Annotated in this window: 18 protein-coding genes, 1 tRNA gene and 1 pseudogene; 16 read left to right on the forward strand and 4 right to left on the reverse strand. The window is 35.5% G+C overall.

Translation table 11 applies throughout. From position 1 onward, the window contains the following. Positions 1-6: 6 nt before the first annotated feature. From comC to rlmH, 3 genes are all read right to left on the reverse strand, one after another. Positions 7-132 carry a competence-stimulating peptide ComC gene (gene comC / locus HT715_RS04930; protein ID WP_000799687.1) on the reverse strand — a complete coding sequence of 42 codons (126 nt, stop codon included), beginning with the start codon at positions 130-132 and terminating at the stop codon, positions 7-9. Positions 133-296: 164 nt separating this feature from the next. After that, positions 297-370: transfer RNA gene (locus HT715_RS04935), tRNA-Arg, on the reverse strand. Between the two features lie 40 nt (positions 371-410). Then, complete coding sequence (gene rlmH / locus HT715_RS04940) at positions 411-890, reverse strand: 23S rRNA (pseudouridine(1915)-N(3))-methyltransferase RlmH (RefSeq protein WP_000695932.1); 480 nt, start codon at positions 888-890, stop codon at positions 411-413. Positions 891-1,072: 182 nt separating this feature from the next. Between rlmH and HT715_RS04945 the strand changes: the two genes are divergently transcribed. The 16 genes from HT715_RS04945 to HT715_RS05015 all read left to right on the forward strand — a co-directional run bounded on the left by HT715_RS04945 (position 1,073) and on the right by HT715_RS05015 (position 18,015). Further along, positions 1,073-2,254, forward strand: a complete 1,182-nt coding sequence (locus tag HT715_RS04945) for a S1C family serine protease (protein ID WP_000681604.1) — start codon at positions 1,073-1,075, stop codon at positions 2,252-2,254. 57 nt (positions 2,255-2,311) lie between these two features. After that, complete coding sequence (locus HT715_RS04950; protein WP_138707334.1) at positions 2,312-3,070, forward strand: ParB/RepB/Spo0J family partition protein; 759 nt, start codon at positions 2,312-2,314, stop codon at positions 3,068-3,070. Between the two features lie 212 nt (positions 3,071-3,282). Continuing rightward, positions 3,283-4,644 (forward strand): chromosomal replication initiator protein DnaA, encoded by a 1,362-nt coding sequence (gene dnaA, locus HT715_RS04955; protein WP_023936251.1) that lies wholly within the window; start codon positions 3,283-3,285, stop codon positions 4,642-4,644. A gap of 158 nt (positions 4,645-4,802) precedes the next feature. Beyond that, positions 4,803-5,939, forward strand: coding sequence for a DNA polymerase III subunit beta (gene dnaN, locus HT715_RS04960; protein WP_023940601.1), 1,137 nt, complete (start codon positions 4,803-4,805; stop codon positions 5,937-5,939). A 64-nt stretch (positions 5,940-6,003) separates the two neighbouring features. Beyond that, complete coding sequence (locus HT715_RS04965) at positions 6,004-6,198, forward strand: DUF951 family protein (RefSeq protein WP_119919410.1); 195 nt, start codon at positions 6,004-6,006, stop codon at positions 6,196-6,198. An 83-nt stretch (positions 6,199-6,281) separates the two neighbouring features. Beyond that, positions 6,282-7,397, forward strand: a complete 1,116-nt coding sequence (gene ychF / locus HT715_RS04970) for a redox-regulated ATPase YchF (RefSeq protein ID WP_138706639.1) — start codon at positions 6,282-6,284, stop codon at positions 7,395-7,397. A gap of 71 nt (positions 7,398-7,468) precedes the next feature. After that, entirely contained in the window at positions 7,469-8,038 is a 570-nt protein-coding gene (pth, locus tag HT715_RS04975; protein WP_000163938.1) for an aminoacyl-tRNA hydrolase, read from the forward strand. Then, the gene (gene mfd, locus HT715_RS04980) at positions 8,039-11,548 is read left to right on the forward strand and encodes a transcription-repair coupling factor (RefSeq protein ID WP_119919409.1); all 3,510 of its coding nucleotides are present in this window, start codon (positions 8,039-8,041) and stop codon (positions 11,546-11,548) included. It abuts the gene before it with no gap. Positions 11,549-11,605: 57 nt separating this feature from the next. Further along, on the forward strand, positions 11,606-11,872 hold the full coding sequence (locus tag HT715_RS04985) for an RNA-binding S4 domain-containing protein (protein WP_001234978.1): 267 nt from the start codon (positions 11,606-11,608) through the stop codon (positions 11,870-11,872). Next, complete coding sequence (locus HT715_RS04990; protein WP_000041903.1) at positions 11,865-12,233, forward strand: septum formation initiator family protein; 369 nt, start codon at positions 11,865-11,867, stop codon at positions 12,231-12,233. The genes HT715_RS04985 and HT715_RS04990 overlap by 8 nt, the downstream gene beginning before the upstream one ends. 4 nt (positions 12,234-12,237) lie before the next feature. Continuing rightward, positions 12,238-12,360: an SP_0009 family protein gene (locus HT715_RS12255; protein ID WP_000429334.1), complete on the forward strand. Its 123-nt coding sequence runs from the start codon at positions 12,238-12,240 to the stop codon at positions 12,358-12,360. Further along, positions 12,353-13,621, forward strand: a complete 1,269-nt coding sequence (locus HT715_RS04995) for a serine hydrolase (RefSeq protein WP_001224763.1) — start codon at positions 12,353-12,355, stop codon at positions 13,619-13,621. Before HT715_RS12255 ends, HT715_RS04995 begins: the two co-directional genes overlap by 8 nt. After that, positions 13,618-14,895 carry a tRNA lysidine(34) synthetase TilS gene (gene tilS / locus HT715_RS05000; RefSeq protein ID WP_001209058.1) on the forward strand — a complete coding sequence of 426 codons (1,278 nt, stop codon included), beginning with the start codon at positions 13,618-13,620 and terminating at the stop codon, positions 14,893-14,895. Before HT715_RS04995 ends, tilS begins: the two co-directional genes overlap by 4 nt. 4 nt (positions 14,896-14,899) lie before the next feature. Then, positions 14,900-15,442, forward strand: a complete 543-nt coding sequence (gene hpt / locus HT715_RS05005; protein WP_000892175.1) for a hypoxanthine phosphoribosyltransferase — start codon at positions 14,900-14,902, stop codon at positions 15,440-15,442. Between the two features lie 15 nt (positions 15,443-15,457). Continuing rightward, positions 15,458-17,416: an ATP-dependent zinc metalloprotease FtsH gene (ftsH, locus tag HT715_RS05010; protein WP_000744568.1), complete on the forward strand. Its 1,959-nt coding sequence runs from the start codon at positions 15,458-15,460 to the stop codon at positions 17,414-17,416. A 119-nt stretch (positions 17,417-17,535) separates the two neighbouring features. Beyond that, the gene (locus tag HT715_RS05015) at positions 17,536-18,015 is read left to right on the forward strand and encodes a sigma-70 family RNA polymerase sigma factor (RefSeq protein ID WP_000588858.1); all 480 of its coding nucleotides are present in this window, start codon (positions 17,536-17,538) and stop codon (positions 18,013-18,015) included. Between the two features lie 296 nt (positions 18,016-18,311). Here the strand turns inward: HT715_RS05015 and HT715_RS05020 are convergent. Then, positions 18,312-19,207, reverse strand: a pseudogene (locus HT715_RS05020) (ISNCY family transposase); the annotation flags it as partial. Between the last annotated feature and the right edge of the window lie 77 nt (positions 19,208-19,284).

Raw genomic sequence — 19,284 nt, forward strand, 5'->3', positions numbered from 1 at the left:
ATTTTATTACTTTTTTCTTGGGAAAATAAAATCACGGAGGATTTTTGGAAGTCTCATTTCCCCACCTTTAATCTTTTGCAAGTCTTTTTCCTTCAAGGCTACAAACTGTTCCAATTTAACTGTGTTTTTCATAATAAAATCTCCTAAAATGTTTTTTCTTGTAAGCTAACTTACAAAAACCATTATACAAAATGGAATTTCGTTTTAGATAAAATTCTCTCAACTGTCATTTTTTTCTCCCAAAGTGTACTTTTTTAAGAAAAAAGCCGGGAAAATTCCCAGCTTTGCTATTATATTGATCCCAGCAGGATTCGAACCTGCGACCGTTCGCTTAGAAGGCGAATGCTCTATCCAGCTGAGCTATGAGACCTAACACAATTATTCTACCAAAAATTCAATTAAAAGTCAATTTATTTATGATAGGGTGATCCCTGCTGAATCGTAAAAGCGCGATAGATTTGTTCAACAAGAACTAGTCTCATTAACTGATGGGGCAAGGTTAGGCGACCAAAACTGACAGAAAGATTGGCTCTATTTTTTACAGCTGATGACAATCCTAAACTTCCCCCAATAATAAAGGTAAGAGTAGAAAATCCTTTTATAGAAGCTTCTTCTAACTGCTTACTAAATTCTTCTGAAGAGAACATTTTCCCTTCAATAGCTAATGCAATAACAAAATCACGGTCAGCAACTTTTGATAAAATTCTCTGACCTTCTATTTCTAAAATCTTTTGATTTTCTGATTCACTGGCCTTATCTGGTGTTTTTTCATCTGATAACTCAATCATTTCAAACTTAGCAAATCTAGAAATTCGTTTTGAATACTCTGCGATACCATCTTTTAAATACTTTTCTTTCAGTTTCCCAACTGTTACAACTTTAATTTTCATGACTCTATTCTAACATATTCTCTATTTTTTCACATCTTATTCACAAAATAAAAAATAGATTTCAATTAAGAAAATCACAGCTTCAAAAGAGTTATCCACAGTTTGTGTAAAACTTTTGTGTTTAAGTTATAATTAAGCTAGTCAGTTTATACTTTCAGTAATTCAAACATATGGAGGCAAATATGAAACATCTAAAAACATTTTACAAAAAATGGTTTCAATTATTAGTCGTTATCGTCATTAGCTTTTTTAGTGGAGCCTTGGGTAGTTTTTCAATAACTCAACTAACTCAAAAAAGTAGTGTAAACAACTCTAACAACAATAGTACTATTACACAAACTGCCTATAAGAACGAAAATTCAACAACACAGGCTGTTAATAAAGTAAAAGATGCCGTTGTATCCGTTATTACTTATTCAGCAAATAGACAAAATAGCGTATTTGGCAATGATGAGACTGATACAGATTCTCAGCAAATCTCTAGTGAGGGATCTGGCGTTATTTATAAAAAGAATGATAAAGAAGCTTACATCGTCACCAACAATCACGTTATAAATGGCGCTAGCAAAGTAGATATTCGATTATCAGATGGGACTAAAGTACCTGGAGAAATTGTCGGAGCGGATACTTTCTCTGATATTGCTGTCGTCAAAATCTCTTCAGAAAAAGTGACAACAGTAGCTGAGTTTGGTGATTCTAGCAAGTTAACCGTAGGAGAAACTGCTATTGCCATTGGTAGTCCGTTAGGTTCTGAATATGCAAATACTGTCACTCAAGGTATCGTATCTAGTCTTAATCGAAATGTATCTTTAAAATCTGAAGATGGACAAGCCATTTCTACAAAAGCCATCCAAACTGATACTGCTATTAATCCAGGTAACTCTGGTGGCCCACTGATCAATATCCAAGGACAGGTTATCGGAATTACCTCAAGTAAAATTGCCACAAATGGAGGAACATCTGTAGAAGGTCTTGGTTTTGCAATCCCTGCAAATGATGCTATCAATATTATTGAACAGTTAGAAAAAAACGGAAAAGTGACGCGTCCAGCTTTGGGAATCCAGATGGTTAATTTATCTAATGTGAGTACAAGCGACATCAGAAGACTCAATATTCCAAGTAATGTTACATCTGGTGTAGTTGTTCGTTCGATACAAAGTAATATGCCTGCCAATGGTCACCTTGAAAAATACGATGTAATTACAAAAGTAGATGACAAAGAGATTGCTTCATCAACAGACTTACAAAGTGCTCTTTACAATCATTCTATCGGAGACACCATTAAGATCACTTACTATCGCAACGGTAAAGAAGAAACTACATCTATTAAACTTGACAAGAGTTCAGGTGATTTAGAATCTTAATTGACATCTATGTAAAGAAAGCTTTACATAAGAGAAAAGATGTGTTAGTGTAGAATCATGGAAAAATTTGAAATGATTTCTATCACAGATATACAAAAAAATCCCTATCAACCCCGAAAAGAATTTGATAGAGAAAAACTAGATGAACTAGCACAGTCTATCAAAGAAAATGGGGTCATTCAACCGATTATTGTTCGTCAATCTCCTGTTATTGGTTATGAAATCCTTGCAGGAGAGAGACGCTATCGGGCTTCACTTTTAGCTGGTCTACGGTCTATCCCAGCTGTTGTTAAACAGATTTCAGACCAAGAGATGATGGTTCAGTCCATTATTGAAAATTTACAGAGAGAAAATTTAAACCCAATAGAAGAAGCACGCGCCTATGAATCTCTCGTAGAGAAAGGATTCACCCATGCTGAAATTGCAGATAAAATGGGCAAGTCTCGTCCATATATCAGCAACTCCATTCGTTTACTTTCCTTGCCAGAACAGATTCTCTCAGAAGTAGAAAATGGCAAACTATCACAAGCCCATGCGCGTTCCCTAGTTGGGTTAAATAAGGAACAACAAGACTATTTCTTTCAACGGATTATAGAAGAAGATATTTCTGTAAGGAAGTTAGAAGCTCTTCTGACAGAGAAAAAACAAAAGAAACAGCAAAAAACGGATCATTTCATACAAAATGAAGAAAAACAGTTAAGAAAACTACTCGGATTAGATGTAGAAATTAAACTATCTAAAAAAGACAGTGGAAAAATCATTATTTCTTTTTCAAATCAAGAAGAATATAGTAGAATTATCAACAGCCTGAAATAAGGCTGTTCTTTTATTTTTTTATCTCACAAGGTTATCCACTATGTTTTTCGATAAAAAGCTTAATAAATCAATAATTTCTTCTTTTATCCCCAACCTGTGGATAAAGTTTGGTAACATTGTGGATTATTTTTCACAGCTTGTGGAAAATTCTTGCTATCTATGGTAAAATATCTCTAGTATTAAACTTTTAAATAGTAAAGGAGGAGAAAAGATTGAAAGAAAAACAATTTTGGAATCGTATATTAGAATTTGCACAAGAAAGACTGACTCGATCCATGTATGATTTCTATGCTATTCAAGCTGAACTCATCAAGGTAGAGGAAAATGTTGCCACTATATTTCTACCTCGCTCTGAAATGGAAATGGTCTGGGAAAAACAACTAAAAGATATTATTGTAGTAGCTGGTTTTGAAATTTATGACGCTGAAATAACTCCCCACTATATTTTCACCAAACCTCAAGATACGACTAGCTCACAAGTTGAAGAAGCTACAAATTTAACTCTTTATGACTATAGTCCAAAGTTAGTATCTATTCCTTATTCAGATACGGGATTAAAAGAAAAGTATACCTTTGATAACTTTATTCAAGGGGATGGAAATGTTTGGGCTGTATCAGCCGCTTTAGCTGTCTCTGAAGATTTGGCTCTGACCTATAACCCTCTTTTTATCTATGGAGGACCAGGCCTTGGTAAGACTCACTTATTAAACGCTATTGGAAATGAAATTCTAAAAAATATTCCAAATGCACGTGTCAAATACATACCTGCTGAAAGCTTTATTAATGACTTTCTTGATCACCTAAGACTTGGGGAAATGGAAAAATTTAAAAAAACCTATCGTAGTCTTGATCTTTTGTTAATCGATGATATCCAGTCACTCAGCGGAAAAAAAGTCGCAACTCAGGAAGAATTTTTCAATACCTTTAACGCCCTTCATGACAAGCAAAAACAGATTGTCCTAACCAGTGATCGTAGTCCAAAACATTTAGAAGGGCTCGAGGAGAGGCTTGTCACGCGCTTTAGTTGGGGATTGACACAAACTATCACACCCCCTGACTTTGAAACACGCATTGCCATTTTACAAAGTAAAACGGAACATTTAGGCTACAATTTCCAAAGTGATACTCTAGAATACCTAGCTGGGCAATTTGATTCAAATGTTCGAGATCTTGAGGGAGCCATAAACGACATCACTTTAATTGCCAGAGTAAAAAATATCAAGGATATCACTATTGATATTGCTGCAGAAGCTATTAGAGCTCGAAAACAAGATGTTAGCCAAATGCTCGTCATCCCAATTGACAAAATCCAAAATGAAGTTGGTAACTTCTATGGAGTTAGTGTCAAAGAAATGAAGGGAAGCAGACGCCTTCAAAACATTGTGTTAGCCCGTCAAGTAGCCATGTATTTATCTAGAGAACTAACAGATAATAGTCTTCCAAAAATTGGGAAGGAATTTGGTGGAAAAGATCATACAACAGTTATTCATGCCCATGCTAAAATTAAATCTTTGATTGATGAAGACGATAATTTACGCTTAGAAATTGAATCAATCAAAAAGAAAATCAAATAAGTTGTGGATAACTTTTACTTTATTATCTTTTTTATCCACATTTTTTAAACAAGCCAAAAAACTTGATATGACTTGTTTAAAGTCTGTTTTCCACAGATTTCACAGACTCTATTATTACTATTATCCTTCTAATACTAAAAATAAATAAAGGAGAATCCATGATTCATTTTTCAATTAATAAAAATTTATTTCTACAAGCCTTAAATACAACTAAAAGAGCTATTAGTTCTAAAAATGCCATTCCTATTTTATCAACTGTCAAAATTGACGTGACCAATGAAGGTGTTACTTTAATTGGTTCAAATGGTCAAATTTCAATTGAAAATTTTATTTCTCAAAAAAATGAAGATGCTGGTCTATTAATTACTTCTTTAGGTTCGATCCTTCTTGAAGCTTCTTTCTTTATCAATGTGGTATCTAGCCTACCTGATGTAACTCTTGATTTTAAAGAAATTGAACAAAATCAAATTGTTTTAACCAGCGGCAAATCAGAAATTACCTTAAAAGGAAAAGATAGTGAACAGTATCCACGAATCCAAGAAATTTCAGCAAGCACTCCTTTGGTTCTTGAAACAAAATTGCTCAAGAAAATTATCAATGAAACAGCTTTTGCTGCAAGTACACAAGAAAGTCGTCCAATTTTAACAGGTGTTCATTTTGTATTGAGTCAGCATAAGGAGCTAAAAACAGTGGCAACAGACTCTCATCGTCTAAGCCAGAAAAAATTAATGCTTGAGAAAAATAGTGATGATTTTGATGTCGTGATTCCTAGCCGTTCTCTACGCGAATTTTCAGTGGTATTTACAGATGATATCGAAACTGTAGAGATTTTCTTTGCCAATAACCAAATCCTCTTTAGAAGCGAAAATATTAGCTTCTATACTCGTCTCCTAGAAGGAAACTATCCTGATACAGATCGCTTGATTCCAACAGACTTTAACACTACTATTACTTTTGATGTGGTAAACTTACGCCAGTCAATGGAGCGTGCTCGTCTTTTATCAAGTGCGACTCAAAATGGTACTGTGAAACTTGAAATTAAAGGTGGTATTGTTAGCGCCCATGTTCACTCTCCAGAAGTTGGTAAAGTAAACGAAGAAATAGATACTGATCAGGTTACTGGTGAAGATTTGACCATTAGTTTCAACCCAACTTACTTAATTGATTCTCTTAAAGCTTTAAATAGCGAAAAGGTTACCATTAGCTTTATCTCAGCTGTTCGTCCATTTACTCTTGTGCCAGCAGATACTGACGAAGACTTCATGCAGCTCATTACACCAGTTCGTACAAATTAAGTGAAAGAGGTTGAGCTTAGCTCGCCTCTTTTATGATATAATCGAAAAAGAAAAGGAGAATAGTATGTATCAAGTTGGAAATTTTGTTGAAATGAAAAAACCACATGCTTGCACCATCAAGTCAACAGGTAAAAAGGCCAATCGTTGGGAAATTACACGTGTAGGAGCAGATATCAAAATCAAATGCAGTAATTGTGACCATGTTGTCATGATGGGGCGCTATGATTTTGATCGAAAAATGAATAAAATTATTTACTGAACCCCCTTAGTTAGAGGGTTAGCAAGTTTTCCCTTTTTGTGTTATAATATTAGGGATTGAAATGAAAACGGAGAATGAGAAATATGGCTTTGACAGCAGGTATCGTTGGTTTGCCAAACGTTGGTAAATCAACACTATTTAATGCAATTACAAAAGCAGGAGCAGAGGCAGCAAACTACCCATTTGCGACGATTGATCCAAACGTTGGAATGGTTGAAGTTCCAGATGAACGCCTACAAAAACTAACTGAAATGATTACTCCTAAAAAGACAGTGCCAACAACATTTGAATTTACAGATATTGCAGGGATTGTAAAAGGAGCTTCAAAAGGAGAAGGGCTAGGGAATAAATTCTTGGCCAATATTCGTGAAGTAGATGCGATTGTTCACGTAGTTCGTGCTTTTGATGATGAAAATGTGATGCGCGAGCAAGGACGTGAAGACGCCTTTGTAGATCCACTTGCCGATATTGACACCATTAACCTAGAATTGATTCTTGCTGACTTAGAATCGGTGAACAAACGATATGCGCGTGTAGAAAAGATGGCACGTACGCAAAAAGATAAAGAATCAGTAGCTGAGTTTAATGTTCTTCAAAAGATTAAACCAGTCCTTGAAGATGGGAAATCAGCTCGAACTATTGAATTTACAGATGAGGAACAAAAGGTTGTAAAAGGTCTTTTCCTTTTGACGACTAAACCAGTGCTCTATGTTGCTAATGTTGACGAGGATGTGGTTTCAGAACCTGACTCTATCGACTATCTCAAACAAATTCGTGAATTTGCAGCGACAGAAAATGCTGAAGTAGTCGTCATTTCTGCGCGTGCTGAGGAAGAAATTTCTGAATTGGACGATGAAGATAAAAAAGAGTTTCTTGAAGCCATTGGTTTGACAGAATCAGGTGTAGATAAGTTGACGCGTGCAGCTTACCACTTGCTTGGATTGGGAACTTACTTCACAGCTGGTGAAAAAGAAGTTCGCGCTTGGACTTTCAAACGTAGTATGAAGGCTCCTCAAGCAGCTGGGATTATCCACTCAGACTTTGAAAAAGGATTTATTCGTGCAGTAACCATGTCATATGAGGATTTAGTGAAATACGGATCTGAAAAGGCCGTAAAAGAAGCTGGACGCTTGCGTGAAGAAGGAAAAGAATATATCGTTCAAGATGGCGATATCATGGAATTCCGCTTTAATGTCTAAAAAATTAATAAATGGTGTCAATTAGGTTGGAAAAAAATTCCAACCCTTTTGGCTTTTGAAAGGAAAAATAAATGACCAAATTACTTGTAGGCTTGGGAAATCCAGGAGATAAATATTTTGAAACAAAACACAATGTTGGATTTATGTTGATTGACCAACTAGCGAAAAAACAAAATGTCACTTTTACACATGATAAGATATTTCAAGCTGACCTAGCATCCTTTTTCCTAAATGGAGAAAAAATTTATCTTGTCAAACCAACGACATTTATGAATGAAAGTGGAAAAGCGGTTCATGCTTTATTGACTTATTATGGTTTGGATATTGAAGATTTACTCATCATTTACGATGATCTTGACATGGAAGTTGGAAAGATTCGTTTAAGAGCAAAAGGTTCAGCAGGTGGTCATAATGGTATCAAGTCTATTATTCAACATATTGGAACCCAAACCTTTAATCGTGTTAAGATTGGAATCGGAAGACCTAAAAATGGCATGTCAGTTGTTAACCATGTTTTGAGTACCTTTGACAAGGATGATTATATCGGTATTTTACAGTCTATTGACAAGGTTGACGACTCTGTAAACTACTATTTACAAGAGAAAAACTTTGAAAAAACGATGCAGAGGTATAACGGATAAATGGTGACCTTATTAGATTTATTCTCAGAAAATAATCAGATCAAAAAATGGCATCAAAATTTAACAGATAAGAAAAGACAACTGATACTTGGTTTATCAACGTCTACTAAGTCTCTTGCAATTGCAAGCAGTTTAGAAAAAGAAGATAAGATTGTATTGTTGACGTCAACTTATGGAGAAGCAGAAGGACTTGTTAGTGATCTTCTATCTATCTTGGGTGAGGAACTTGTCTATCCATTTTTGGTAGATGATACTCCTATGGTGGAGTTTTTGATGTCTTCACAAGAAAAAATCATTTCACGGGTTGAAGCCTTGCGTTTTTTGACTGATTCATCTAAGAGAGGGATTTTAGTTTGTAATATCGCAGCAAGTCGATTGATTTTACCGTCTCCCAATGTATTCAAAGATAGTATTGTAAAAATCTCACTTGGTGAAGAATATGATCAACACGCGCTTATCCATCAGTTAAAGGAAATTGGCTATCGAAAAGTTACACAAGTACAAACTCAAGGCGAATTTAGTCTGCGAGGAGATATTTTAGATATTTTTGAAATATCCCAGTTAGAACCTTGCCGAATTGAGTTTTTTGGTGATGAAATTGATGGTATCAGGTCATTTGAAGTAGAAACACAATTATCGAAAGAAAATAAGACAGAACTCACAATCTTTCCAGCTAGCGACATACTTTTGAGAGAAAATGATTATCAACGAGGTCAGTCAGCTTTAGAAAAACAGATTTCAAAAACGTTATCACCTATTTTAAAATCATACTTAGAAGAAATTCTTTCAAGTTTTCACCAAAAACAAATGCATTCTGATTCACGGAAATTTTTATCTTTATGCTATGATAAGACATGGACTGTATTTGATTATATTGAAAAAAACATACCAATATTCTTTGATGATTATCAAAAATTGATGAATCAGTATGAAGTCTTTGAAAGAGAATTAGCGCAGTACTTTACAGAAGAATTACAGAATAGTAAAGCATTTTCTGATATGCAGTATTTTGCTGATATTGAACAAATCTATAAAAAACAAAGTCCGGTGACTTTTTTCTCTAATCTTCAAAAGGGACTAGGAAATCTCAAGTTTGACCAAATTTATCAATTTAATCAATATCCTATGCAGGAGTTTTTCAATCAATTTTCTTTTTTAAAAGAAGAAATTGAACGATACAAAAAAATGGATTACACTATTATCCTGCAATCTAGCAATTCAATGGGAAGTAAAACATTGGAGGATATGTTAGAGGAATATCAGATTAAATTGGATTCCAGAGATAAGTCAAGAATCTATCAACAATCTGTAAACTTAATTGAGAGTAACCTAAGACATGGTTTTCATTTTGTAGATGAAAAGATTTTATTGATAACTGAACATGAGATTTTTCAAAAGAAATTGAAACGTCGTTTTCGAAGACAGCATGTTTCAAACGCAGAGAGATTAAAAGATTACAATGAACTTGAAAAAGGAGATTACGTTGTTCACCATATTCATGGGATTGGTCAATATCTAGGAATTGAAACAATTGAAATCAAGGGGATTCACCGTGATTATGTTAGTGTTCAATACCAAAACGGGGATCAAATCTCTATCCCAGTAGAACAGATTCATCTACTGTCTAAATATGTTTCAAGTGATGGGAAAGCTCCAAAGCTCAATAAATTAAATGACGGTCATTTTAAAAAGGCCAAGCAAAAGGTTAAGAACCAGGTAGAGGATATAGCTGACGATTTAATTAAACTCTACTCTGAACGTAACCAGTTGAAGGGTTTTGCTTTTTCAGCTGATAATGAAGATCAAGATGCCTTTGATGATGCTTTCCCTTATGTTGAAACGGATGATCAACTTCGTAGTATTGAGGAAATCAAGAGAGATATGCAGGCTTCTCAGCCAATGGATAGACTTTTAGTTGGGGATGTTGGTTTTGGAAAGACTGAAGTTGCTATGCGTGCAGCCTTTAAGGCAGTCAATGATCACAAACAGGCTGTCGTCTTAGTTCCGACGACGGTTTTAGCGCAACAGCACTATACAAATTTTAAGGAACGATTCCAAAATTTTGCAGTTAATATTGATGTATTGAGTCGCTTTAGAAGTAAAAAAGAGCAGACTGAAACACTTGAAAAATTAAAAAACGGTCAAGTTGATATTTTGATTGGAACCCATCGTGTTTTGTCAAAAGATGTTGTGTTTGCTGATTTGGGCTTGATGATTATTGATGAAGAACAACGATTTGGTGTCAAGCACAAGGAAACCTTGAAAGAGTTGAAGAAACAAGTGGATGTCCTAACTTTGACCGCTACTCCAATCCCTCGTACCCTCCATATGTCTATGTTGGGAATCAGAGATTTGTCTGTTATTGAAACTCCGCCGACTAATCGTTATCCTGTTCAGACATATGTTTTGGAAAAGAATGATAGTGTCATTCGTGATGCTGTTTTGCGTGAAATGGAGCGTGGAGGTCAAGTTTACTACCTTTACAACAAAGTTGACACGATTGACCAGAAGGTTTCAGAATTACAGGAGTTGATTCCAGAGGCTTCGATTGGTTATGTTCATGGTAGAATGAGTGAAATCCAGTTGGAAAATACTCTACTAGACTTTATTGAGGGACAATACGATATCTTGGTGACGACTACCATTATTGAGACAGGGGTGGACATTCCAAATGCCAATACTTTGTTTATTGAAAATGCGGACCATATGGGTTTGTCAACCTTGTATCAGTTAAGAGGAAGAGTCGGTCGTAGTAATCGTATTGCTTATGCCTATCTCATGTATCGTCCAGAAAAATCAATCAGTGAAGTCTCTGAAAAGAGATTAGAGGCAATCAAAGGATTTACAGAATTGGGCTCTGGATTTAAGATTGCTATGCGAGATCTTTCGATTCGTGGAGCAGGGAATCTCCTAGGAAAATCCCAGTCTGGTTTCATTGATTCTGTTGGTTTTGAATTGTATTCACAGTTACTAGAGGAAGCTATTGCTAAACGAAACGGTAATGCTAACGCTAACACAAGAACCAAAGGGAATGCTGAGTTGATTTTGCAAATTGATGCCTATCTTCCTGATACTTATATTTCTGACCAACGACATAAGATTGAAATTTACAAGAAAATTCGTCAAATTGACAGCTGTGTCAATTATGAAGAGTTACAAGAGGAGTTGATAGACCGTTTTGGAGAATACCCAGATGTAGTTGCTTATCTTTTAGAGATTGGTTTAGTCAAGTCATATTTGGACAAGGTCTTTGTTCAACGTGTGGAAAGAAAAGATAATAAAATTACAATTCAATTTGAAAAAGTCACTCAACGACTGTTTTTAGCTCAAGATTATTTTAAATCTTTATCCGCAACGAACTTAAAAGCAGGCATCGCTGAGAATAAGGGATCAATGGAGCTTGTATTTGATGTCCGAAATAAGAAAGATTATGAAATTTTAGAAGGTCTGCTGATTTTTGGAGAAAGTTTATTAGAGATAAAAGAGTCTAAGAAAGAAAATTCCATTTGATATTTTTCTTCTATAAAGTAGATAAAAATGGTACAATAATAAGTTGAGGTAATAAGGATGAGATTAGACAAATATTTAAAAGTATCACGAATTATCAAGCGTCGTACAGTCGCAAAGGAAGTAGCAGATAAAGGCAGAATTAAGGTTAATGGAATCTTGGCCAAAAGTTCAACGGATTTGAAAGTTAATGACCAAGTTGAAATTCGCTTTGGCAATAAGTTGCTACTTGTAAAAGTACTGGAGATGAAAGATAGTACAAAAAAAGAAGATGCAGCAGGCATGTATGAAATTATCAGTGAAACACGGGTAGAAGAAAATGTCTAAAAATATTGTACAATTGAATAATTCTTTTATTCAAAATGAACACCAACGTCGTCGCTACCTGATGAAAGAACGACAAAAACGGAATCGTTTTATGGGGTGGGTATTGATTTTGATTATGCTATTATTTATCTTGCCAACTTTTAATTTAGCGCAGAGCTATCAGCAATTACTCCAAAGACGTCAGCAATTAGCAGACTTGCAAACTCAGTATCAAACCTTGAGTGATGAAAAGGATAAGGAGACAGCATTTGCTACCAAGTTGAAAGATGAGGATTATGCTGCCAAATATACACGAGCGAAGTACTATTATTCTAAGTCGAGGGAAATAGTTTATACGATTCCTGACTTGCTTCAAAGGTGATAAAATGGAAAATTTATTAGATGTAATTGAGCAATTTTTGAGTTTATCAGATGAAAAGCTGGAAGAATTGGCTGATAAAAATCAATTATTGCGTTTACAAGAAGAAAAGGAAAGGAAGAATGCGTAAATTCTTAATTATTTTGTTGCTACCGAGTTTTTTGACCATCTCAAAAGTCGTTAGCACAGAAAAAGAAGTCGTCTATACTTCGAAAGAAATTTATTACCTTTCACAATCTGACTTTGGTATTTATTTTAGAGAAAAGCTAAGTTCTCCTATGGTTTATGGAGAAGTTCCTGTCTATGCGAATGAAGATTTAGTAGTGGAATCTGGAAAATTGACTCCTAAAACAAGTTTTCAAATAACCGAGTGGCGCTTAAATAAACAAGGAATTCCGGTATTTAAGCTATCAAATCATCAATTTATAGCTGCGGACAAACGATTTTTATATGATCAGTCAGAGGTAACTTCAACAATAAAAAAAGTATGGTTAGAATCTGACTTTAAACTGTATAATAGCCCTTATGATTTAAAAGAAGTGAAATCATCCTTATCAGCTTATTCGCAAGTATCAATCGACAAAACCATGTTTGTAGAAGGAAGAGAATTTCTACATATTGATCAGGTTGGATGGGTAGCTAAAGAATCAACTTCTGAAGAAGATAATCGGATGAGTAAAGTCCAAGAAATGTTATCGGAAAAATATCAGAAGGATTCATTCTCTATTTATGTTAAGCAACTGACTACTGGAAAAGAAGCAGGTATCAATCAAGATGAAAAGATGTATGCAGCTAGCGTTTTGAAACTCCCTTATCTCTATTATGCGCAAGAAAAAATAAATGATGGTCTTTATCAGTTAGATACGACTGTAAAATACGTATCTGCAGTCAATGATTTTCCAGGTTCTTATAAACCAGAGGGAAGTGGTAGTCTTCCTAAAAAAGAGGATAATAAAGAGTATTCTCTCAAGGACTTAATCACAAAAGTATCTAAAGAATCTGATAATGTAGCTCATAATCTATTGGGTTATTACATTTCAAACCAATCTGATGCCACATTCAAATCCAAGATGTCTGCCATTATGGGAGATGATTGGAATCCAAAAGAAAAATTGATTTCTTCCAAGATGGCCGGGAAGGTCATGGAAGCTATTTATAATCAAAATGGATTTGTGCTAGAGTCTTTGACTAAAACAGATTTTGATAATCAGCGAATTGCCAAAGGTGTTTCTGTGAAGGTAGCTCATAAAATTGGGGATGCGGACGAATTTAAGCATGATACGGGTGTTATCTACGCAGATTTTCCATTTATTCTTTCTATTTTCACTAAGAATTCTGATTATGATACGATTTCTCAGATAGCCAAGGATGTTTATGAGGTTCTAAAATGAGAGAACAAGATTTTTTAAATCATTTTCTCAAGAGAGGATATTTTAAAAAGCATACTAAGGTGGTGCTAGCTCTTTCTGGTGGATTAGATTCTATGTTTCTATTTAAGGTATTGTTTACTTATCAAAAAGAGTTAGAGATTGAATTGATTCTGGCTCATGTGAATCATAAGCAGAGAATTGAATCAGATTGGGAAGAACAGGAATTAAGGAAGTTGGCTGCTGAATTTGGACTTCCTATTTATGTCAGCAATTTTTCAGGAGAATTTTCAGAAGCGCGTGCACGAAATTTTCGCTATGATTTTTTTCAAGAGGTCATGAAAAAGACAGGTGCGACAGCCTTAGTCACTGCCCACCATGCGGATGACCAGGTGGAAACGATTTTGATGCGCTTGATTCGAGGTACTCGCTTGCGCTATCTATCAGGAATTAAGGAGAAGCAAGTAGTCGGAGAGATAGAAATCATTCGTCCCTTCTTGCATTTTCAGAAAAAAGACTTTCCATCAATTTTTCACTTTGAAGATACATCAAATCAGGAGAATCATTATTTTCGAAATCGTATTCGAAACTCTTACTTACCAGAATTGGAAAAAGAAAATCCTCGATTTAGGGATGCAATCTTAGGCATTGGCAATGAAATTTTAGATTATGATTTGGCAATAGCTGAATTATCTAACAATATTAATGTGGAAGATTTACAGCAGTTATTTTCTTACTCTGAGTCTACACAAAGAGTTTTACTTCAAACTTATCTGAATCGTTTTCCAGATTTGAATCTTACAAAAGCTCAGTTTGCTGAAGTTCAGCAGATTTTAAAATCTAAAAGCCAGTATCGTCATCCGATTAAAAATGGCTATGAATTGATAAAAGAGTACCAACAGTTTCAGATTTGTAAAATCAGTCCGCAGGCTGATGAAAAGGAAGATGAACTTGTGTTACACTATCAAAATCAGGTAGCTTATCAAGGATATTTATTTTCTTTTGGACTTCCATTAGAAGGTGAATCAATTCAACAAATACCTGTTTCACGTGAAACATCCATACACATTCGTCATCGAAAAACAGGAGATGTTTTGATTCAAAATGGGCATAGAAAAAAACTCAGACGTTTATTTATTGATTTGAAAATCCCTATGGAAAAGCGAAAATCTGCTCTGATTATTGAGCAATTTGGTGAAATTGTCTCAATTTTGGGAATTGCGACCAGTAATTTGAGTAAAAACACGAAAAATGATATAATGAACACTGTACTTTATATAGAAAAAATAGATAGGTAAAAAAATGTTAGAAAACGATATTAAAAAAATTCTCGTTTCACACGATGAAATTACAGAAGCTGCTAAAAAATTAGGTGCTCAACTCACTAAAGACTATGCAGGAAAAAATCCAATCTTAGTCGGGATTTTAAAAGGATCTATTCCTTTTATGGCTGAATTGGTTAAACATATTGATACACATATTGAAATGGACTTCATGATGGTTTCTAGCTACCATGGTGGAACAGCAAGTAGTGGTGTTATCAATATTAAACAAGATGTGACTCAAGATATCAAAGGAAGACATGTTCTATTTGTAGAAGATATCATTGATACAGGTCAAACTTTGAAGAATTTGCGAGATATGTTTATTGCAAGAGAAGCAGCTTCTGTTAAGATTGCAACCTTGTTGGATAAACCAGAAGGACGTGTTGTAGAAATTGAGGCAGACTATACCTGCTTTACTATCCCAAATGAGTTTGTAGTAGGTTATGGTTTAGACTACAAAGAAAATTATCGTAATCTTCCTTATGTTGGAGTATTGAAAGAAGAAGTGTATTCAAATTAGAAAGAATAATTTTTAATGAAAAAACAAAATAATGGTTTAATTAAAAATCCATTTCTATGGTTATTACTTATTTTTTTCCTAGTTACAGCTTACCAGTATTTTAGTACAGGTAGTGTTGCAGGGAAAAGTGAGCAAATTAATTATACAGAATTGGTAAAAGAAATTACCGATGACAATGTAAAAGAATTAACCTACCAACCAAATGGCAGTGTTATCGAAGTTTCGGGTGTTTATAAAAATCCTAAAACAAGTAGAGAAGAAACAGGCATTCAGTTTTTCACGCCATCTGTTACTAAGGTAGAGAAATTTACCAGCACTATTCTTCCTGCAGATACTACCGTATCAGAATTGCAAAAACTTGCTACTGACCATAAAGCAGAAGTAACTGTTAAGCATGAAAGTTCAAGTGGTATGTGGATTAATCTACTCGTATCCATTGTGCCATTTGGAATTCTATTCTTCTTCCTATTCTCTATGATGGGAAATATGGGAGGAGGAAATGGCCGTAATCCAATGAGTTTTGGACGTAGTAAGGCTAAAGCTGCAAATAAAGAAGATATTAAAGTAAGATTTTCAGATGTTGCTGGAGCTGAGGAAGAAAAACAAGAACTAGTTGAAGTTGTTGAATTCTTAAAAGATCCAAAACGATTTACAAAACTTGGGGCTCGTATTCCAGCAGGTGTCCTTCTGGAGGGACCTCCGGGAACAGGTAAAACTTTGCTTGCTAAAGCAGTCGCCGGAGAAGCAGGTGTTCCATTCTTGAGTATCTCAGGTTCTGATTTTGTAGAAATGTTTGTCGGAGTTGGAGCTAGTCGTGTTCGTTCTCTTTTTGAAGATGCCAAAAAAGCAGCGCCAGCTATCATCTTTATCGATGAAATTGATGCTGTTGGTCGCCAACGTGGTGTCGGCCTCGGTGGAGGAAATGATGAACGTGAGCAAACCTTGAACCAACTCTTGATTGAGATGGATGGTTTTGAGGGAAATGAAGGGATTATCGTCATTGCTGCGACAAACCGTTCAGATGTACTAGACCCTGCCCTTTTACGTCCAGGACGTTTTGATAGAAAAGTATTGGTTGGTCGCCCTGATGTTAAAGGTCGTGAAGCAATCTTGAAAGTTCATGCTAAGAACAAGCCTTTAGCAGAAGATGTTGATTTGAAATTAGTGGCTCAACAAACTCCAGGCTTTGTTGGTGCTGATTTAGAGAATGTCTTGAATGAAGCAGCCTTGGTTGCTGCTCGTCGCAATAAATCGATAATTGATGCTTCAGATATTGATGAAGCAGAAGATAGAGTGATTGCTGGACCTTCTAAGAAAGATAAGACAGTTTCACAAAAAGAACGTGAATTGGTTGCCTACCATGAGGCAGGACATACCATTGTTGGCCTAGTCTTATCGAATGCCCGCGTTGTTCATAAGGTTACAATTGTACCAAGAGGCCGTGCAGGCGGATACATGATTGCACTTCCTAAAGAAGATCAAATGCTTCTATCTAAAGAAGATATGAAAGAGCAATTGGCTGGCTTAATGGGTGGACGTGTAGCTGAAGAAATTATCTTTAATGTCCAAACTACAGGAGCTTCAAACGACTTTGAACAGGCGACACAAATGGCGCGTGCAATGGTTACAGAGTACGGTATGAGTGAAAAACTTGGCCCAGTACAATATGAAGGAAATCATGCTATGTTTGGTGCACAGAGTCCTCAAAAATCAATTTCAGAACAAACAGCTTATGAAATTGACGAAGAGGTTCGTTTATTATTGAATGAAGCACGAAATAAAGCTGCTGAAATTATTCAGTCAAATCGTGAAACTCACAAGTTGATTGCAGAAGCACTATTGAAATACGAAACATTGGATAGTACACAAATTAAATCTCTCTATGAAACAGGAAAGATGCCTGAAGCAGTAGAAGAGGAATCTCATGCATTATCTTATGATGAAGTAAAGTCAAAAATGAATGATGAAAAATAACCCAAAGAGAGGCAAGACCTCTCTTTTTTGTGCAGTTGAGGAGCTAAAGGGTGCAGAATGGATGAAATGTACCAAAAGTGTTTCTAATCTGTTAGACTGTATCTAGAAAGGGGAAAATTATGATTAAAGAATTGTATGAAGAAGTCCAAGGGACTGTGTATAAGTGTAGAAATGAATATTACCTTCATTTATGGGAATTGTCGGATTGGGACCAAGAGGGAATGATATGTCTATATGAATTGATTAGTAAAGAAGAAGGATTAGTAGAAGATATCTCTCGTTTAAGGAAATATTTTAAGACTAAGTTTCGGAATCGAATTCTAGACTATATCCGTAAACAAGAAAGCTACAAACGAAGATATAATAAAGAACCATATGAAGAAGTAGGTGAGATTAGTCATCGTATAAGCGAGGGAGGTCTGTGGATAGATGACTATTATCTCTTTTATGAAACACTAAGAGATTATAGAAACAAACAAAGTAAAGAGAAACAAGAAGAGCTAGAACGCATTTTAAGAAATGAACGATTCCGAGGGCGTCAAAGAGTGTTAAGAGACTTACGTATTGTGTTTAAAGAGTTTGACATCCGTAGCCGGTAAGAAGCAATGCAAAAAAATGAAAAAAATAGGAAAAGATGTGTCAATCGAAAGTGATGATGCCCCAAAAAATGGTGAGATTGAGGGCAATTATTTTGCTTTCATTTGACACGAGGAACCCTTGAAGCTGTTTTTTCAGCTAAACCAAGGCTAGTCTTAGCCTTGGCTCTCTAGCCTCACAACTCCAAGCCTCTTATCAAATGAAATGCTTGTCTTAGACTCCTTACTTTCTCTCTCCTAAATGTAAGGGATAGAGTGATTTCCTTTAAGGAACAGCTTCCCATTTAGCGAGAAATAGATTATACTTGTAGCTGAGGAGAATGAAGCTCCTCACTAGTAAACTCTTCATAATCCTTTTTATTTTTCTGAAGATATTGTTTGAAAGATGTGAGTTTCCACGGATGGGTTTGTGGAGGGACATACTTGCGTCTTTCTTTTTTTGTTCTGGTTCTGATTCAAAGTTTTTCGAATAGAGTTCATGAACTAGTAGCTCCTTTGTGTGATAGATCTTGTCAGCGATATTGAGGTAGATGTCACCGTCAACTTCTTTTATAACGAATGCTTTCGTCTTTCTGCTGAAGTAGACTTCTTTTCCTTGTTCAACAGGGATATAGCAACGATTTTGGAATCGGATATGGTGTCCACTATCGACGACTCTCTCCGCCAGTCTAGCCAGAATGAGATTTCGTTCAGAGGGCTTAGGAGCCTCCTCAAAGACAGAGAGTTTTGTCTTGTTTCCAAACTGTTCATTAAAGGTTTGAATGTAGGAAAGAAGGAAAGTATTGGCTTCTTCCAAGGTATGAATATTGTTTCGTTCCAGTTCAATAGGCAGGCGAGATTGTAGTGCCTGATTGAGTCTTTCGACTCTCCCTTTAGCTTGAGGGATAGCGGTTGTCTCAAGGAGAATCCCCAGTTGGTGACAGGCGTATCCGAATTGTGTATGGGTATCGTCCTCCATTTTCTTAGAGTTGGAGATTTGATAGGTAAAGACTGTTCTTTTATCTGTTTTGATTTGAAGGGGAATGCCGTGGTTGTCTAAAATTTGTTCGAGGACATGATAGTAAGCATTCAAGGTCTCTTGTTTATCAAAATAAGCCCCTAGGATATTGCCAGAAGCATCATCAATGGCTAGGTGTAAGTTAGAGGTTTCTGCTCCAAACCAGGCATGAGGGCTAGCCTCCATTTAGATGACTTCTCGCCAAAAAATTGTAAAAAGTTTAAAAAAAATTTTAAAAAGGTGTTGACAAAGTTTGAAAAGACTGTATAATAGTA

The organism is Streptococcus sp. 4155 (genome assembly GCF_013276695.1).
Classification (GTDB): Bacteria; Bacillota; Bacilli; order Lactobacillales; family Streptococcaceae; genus Streptococcus; species Streptococcus pseudopneumoniae.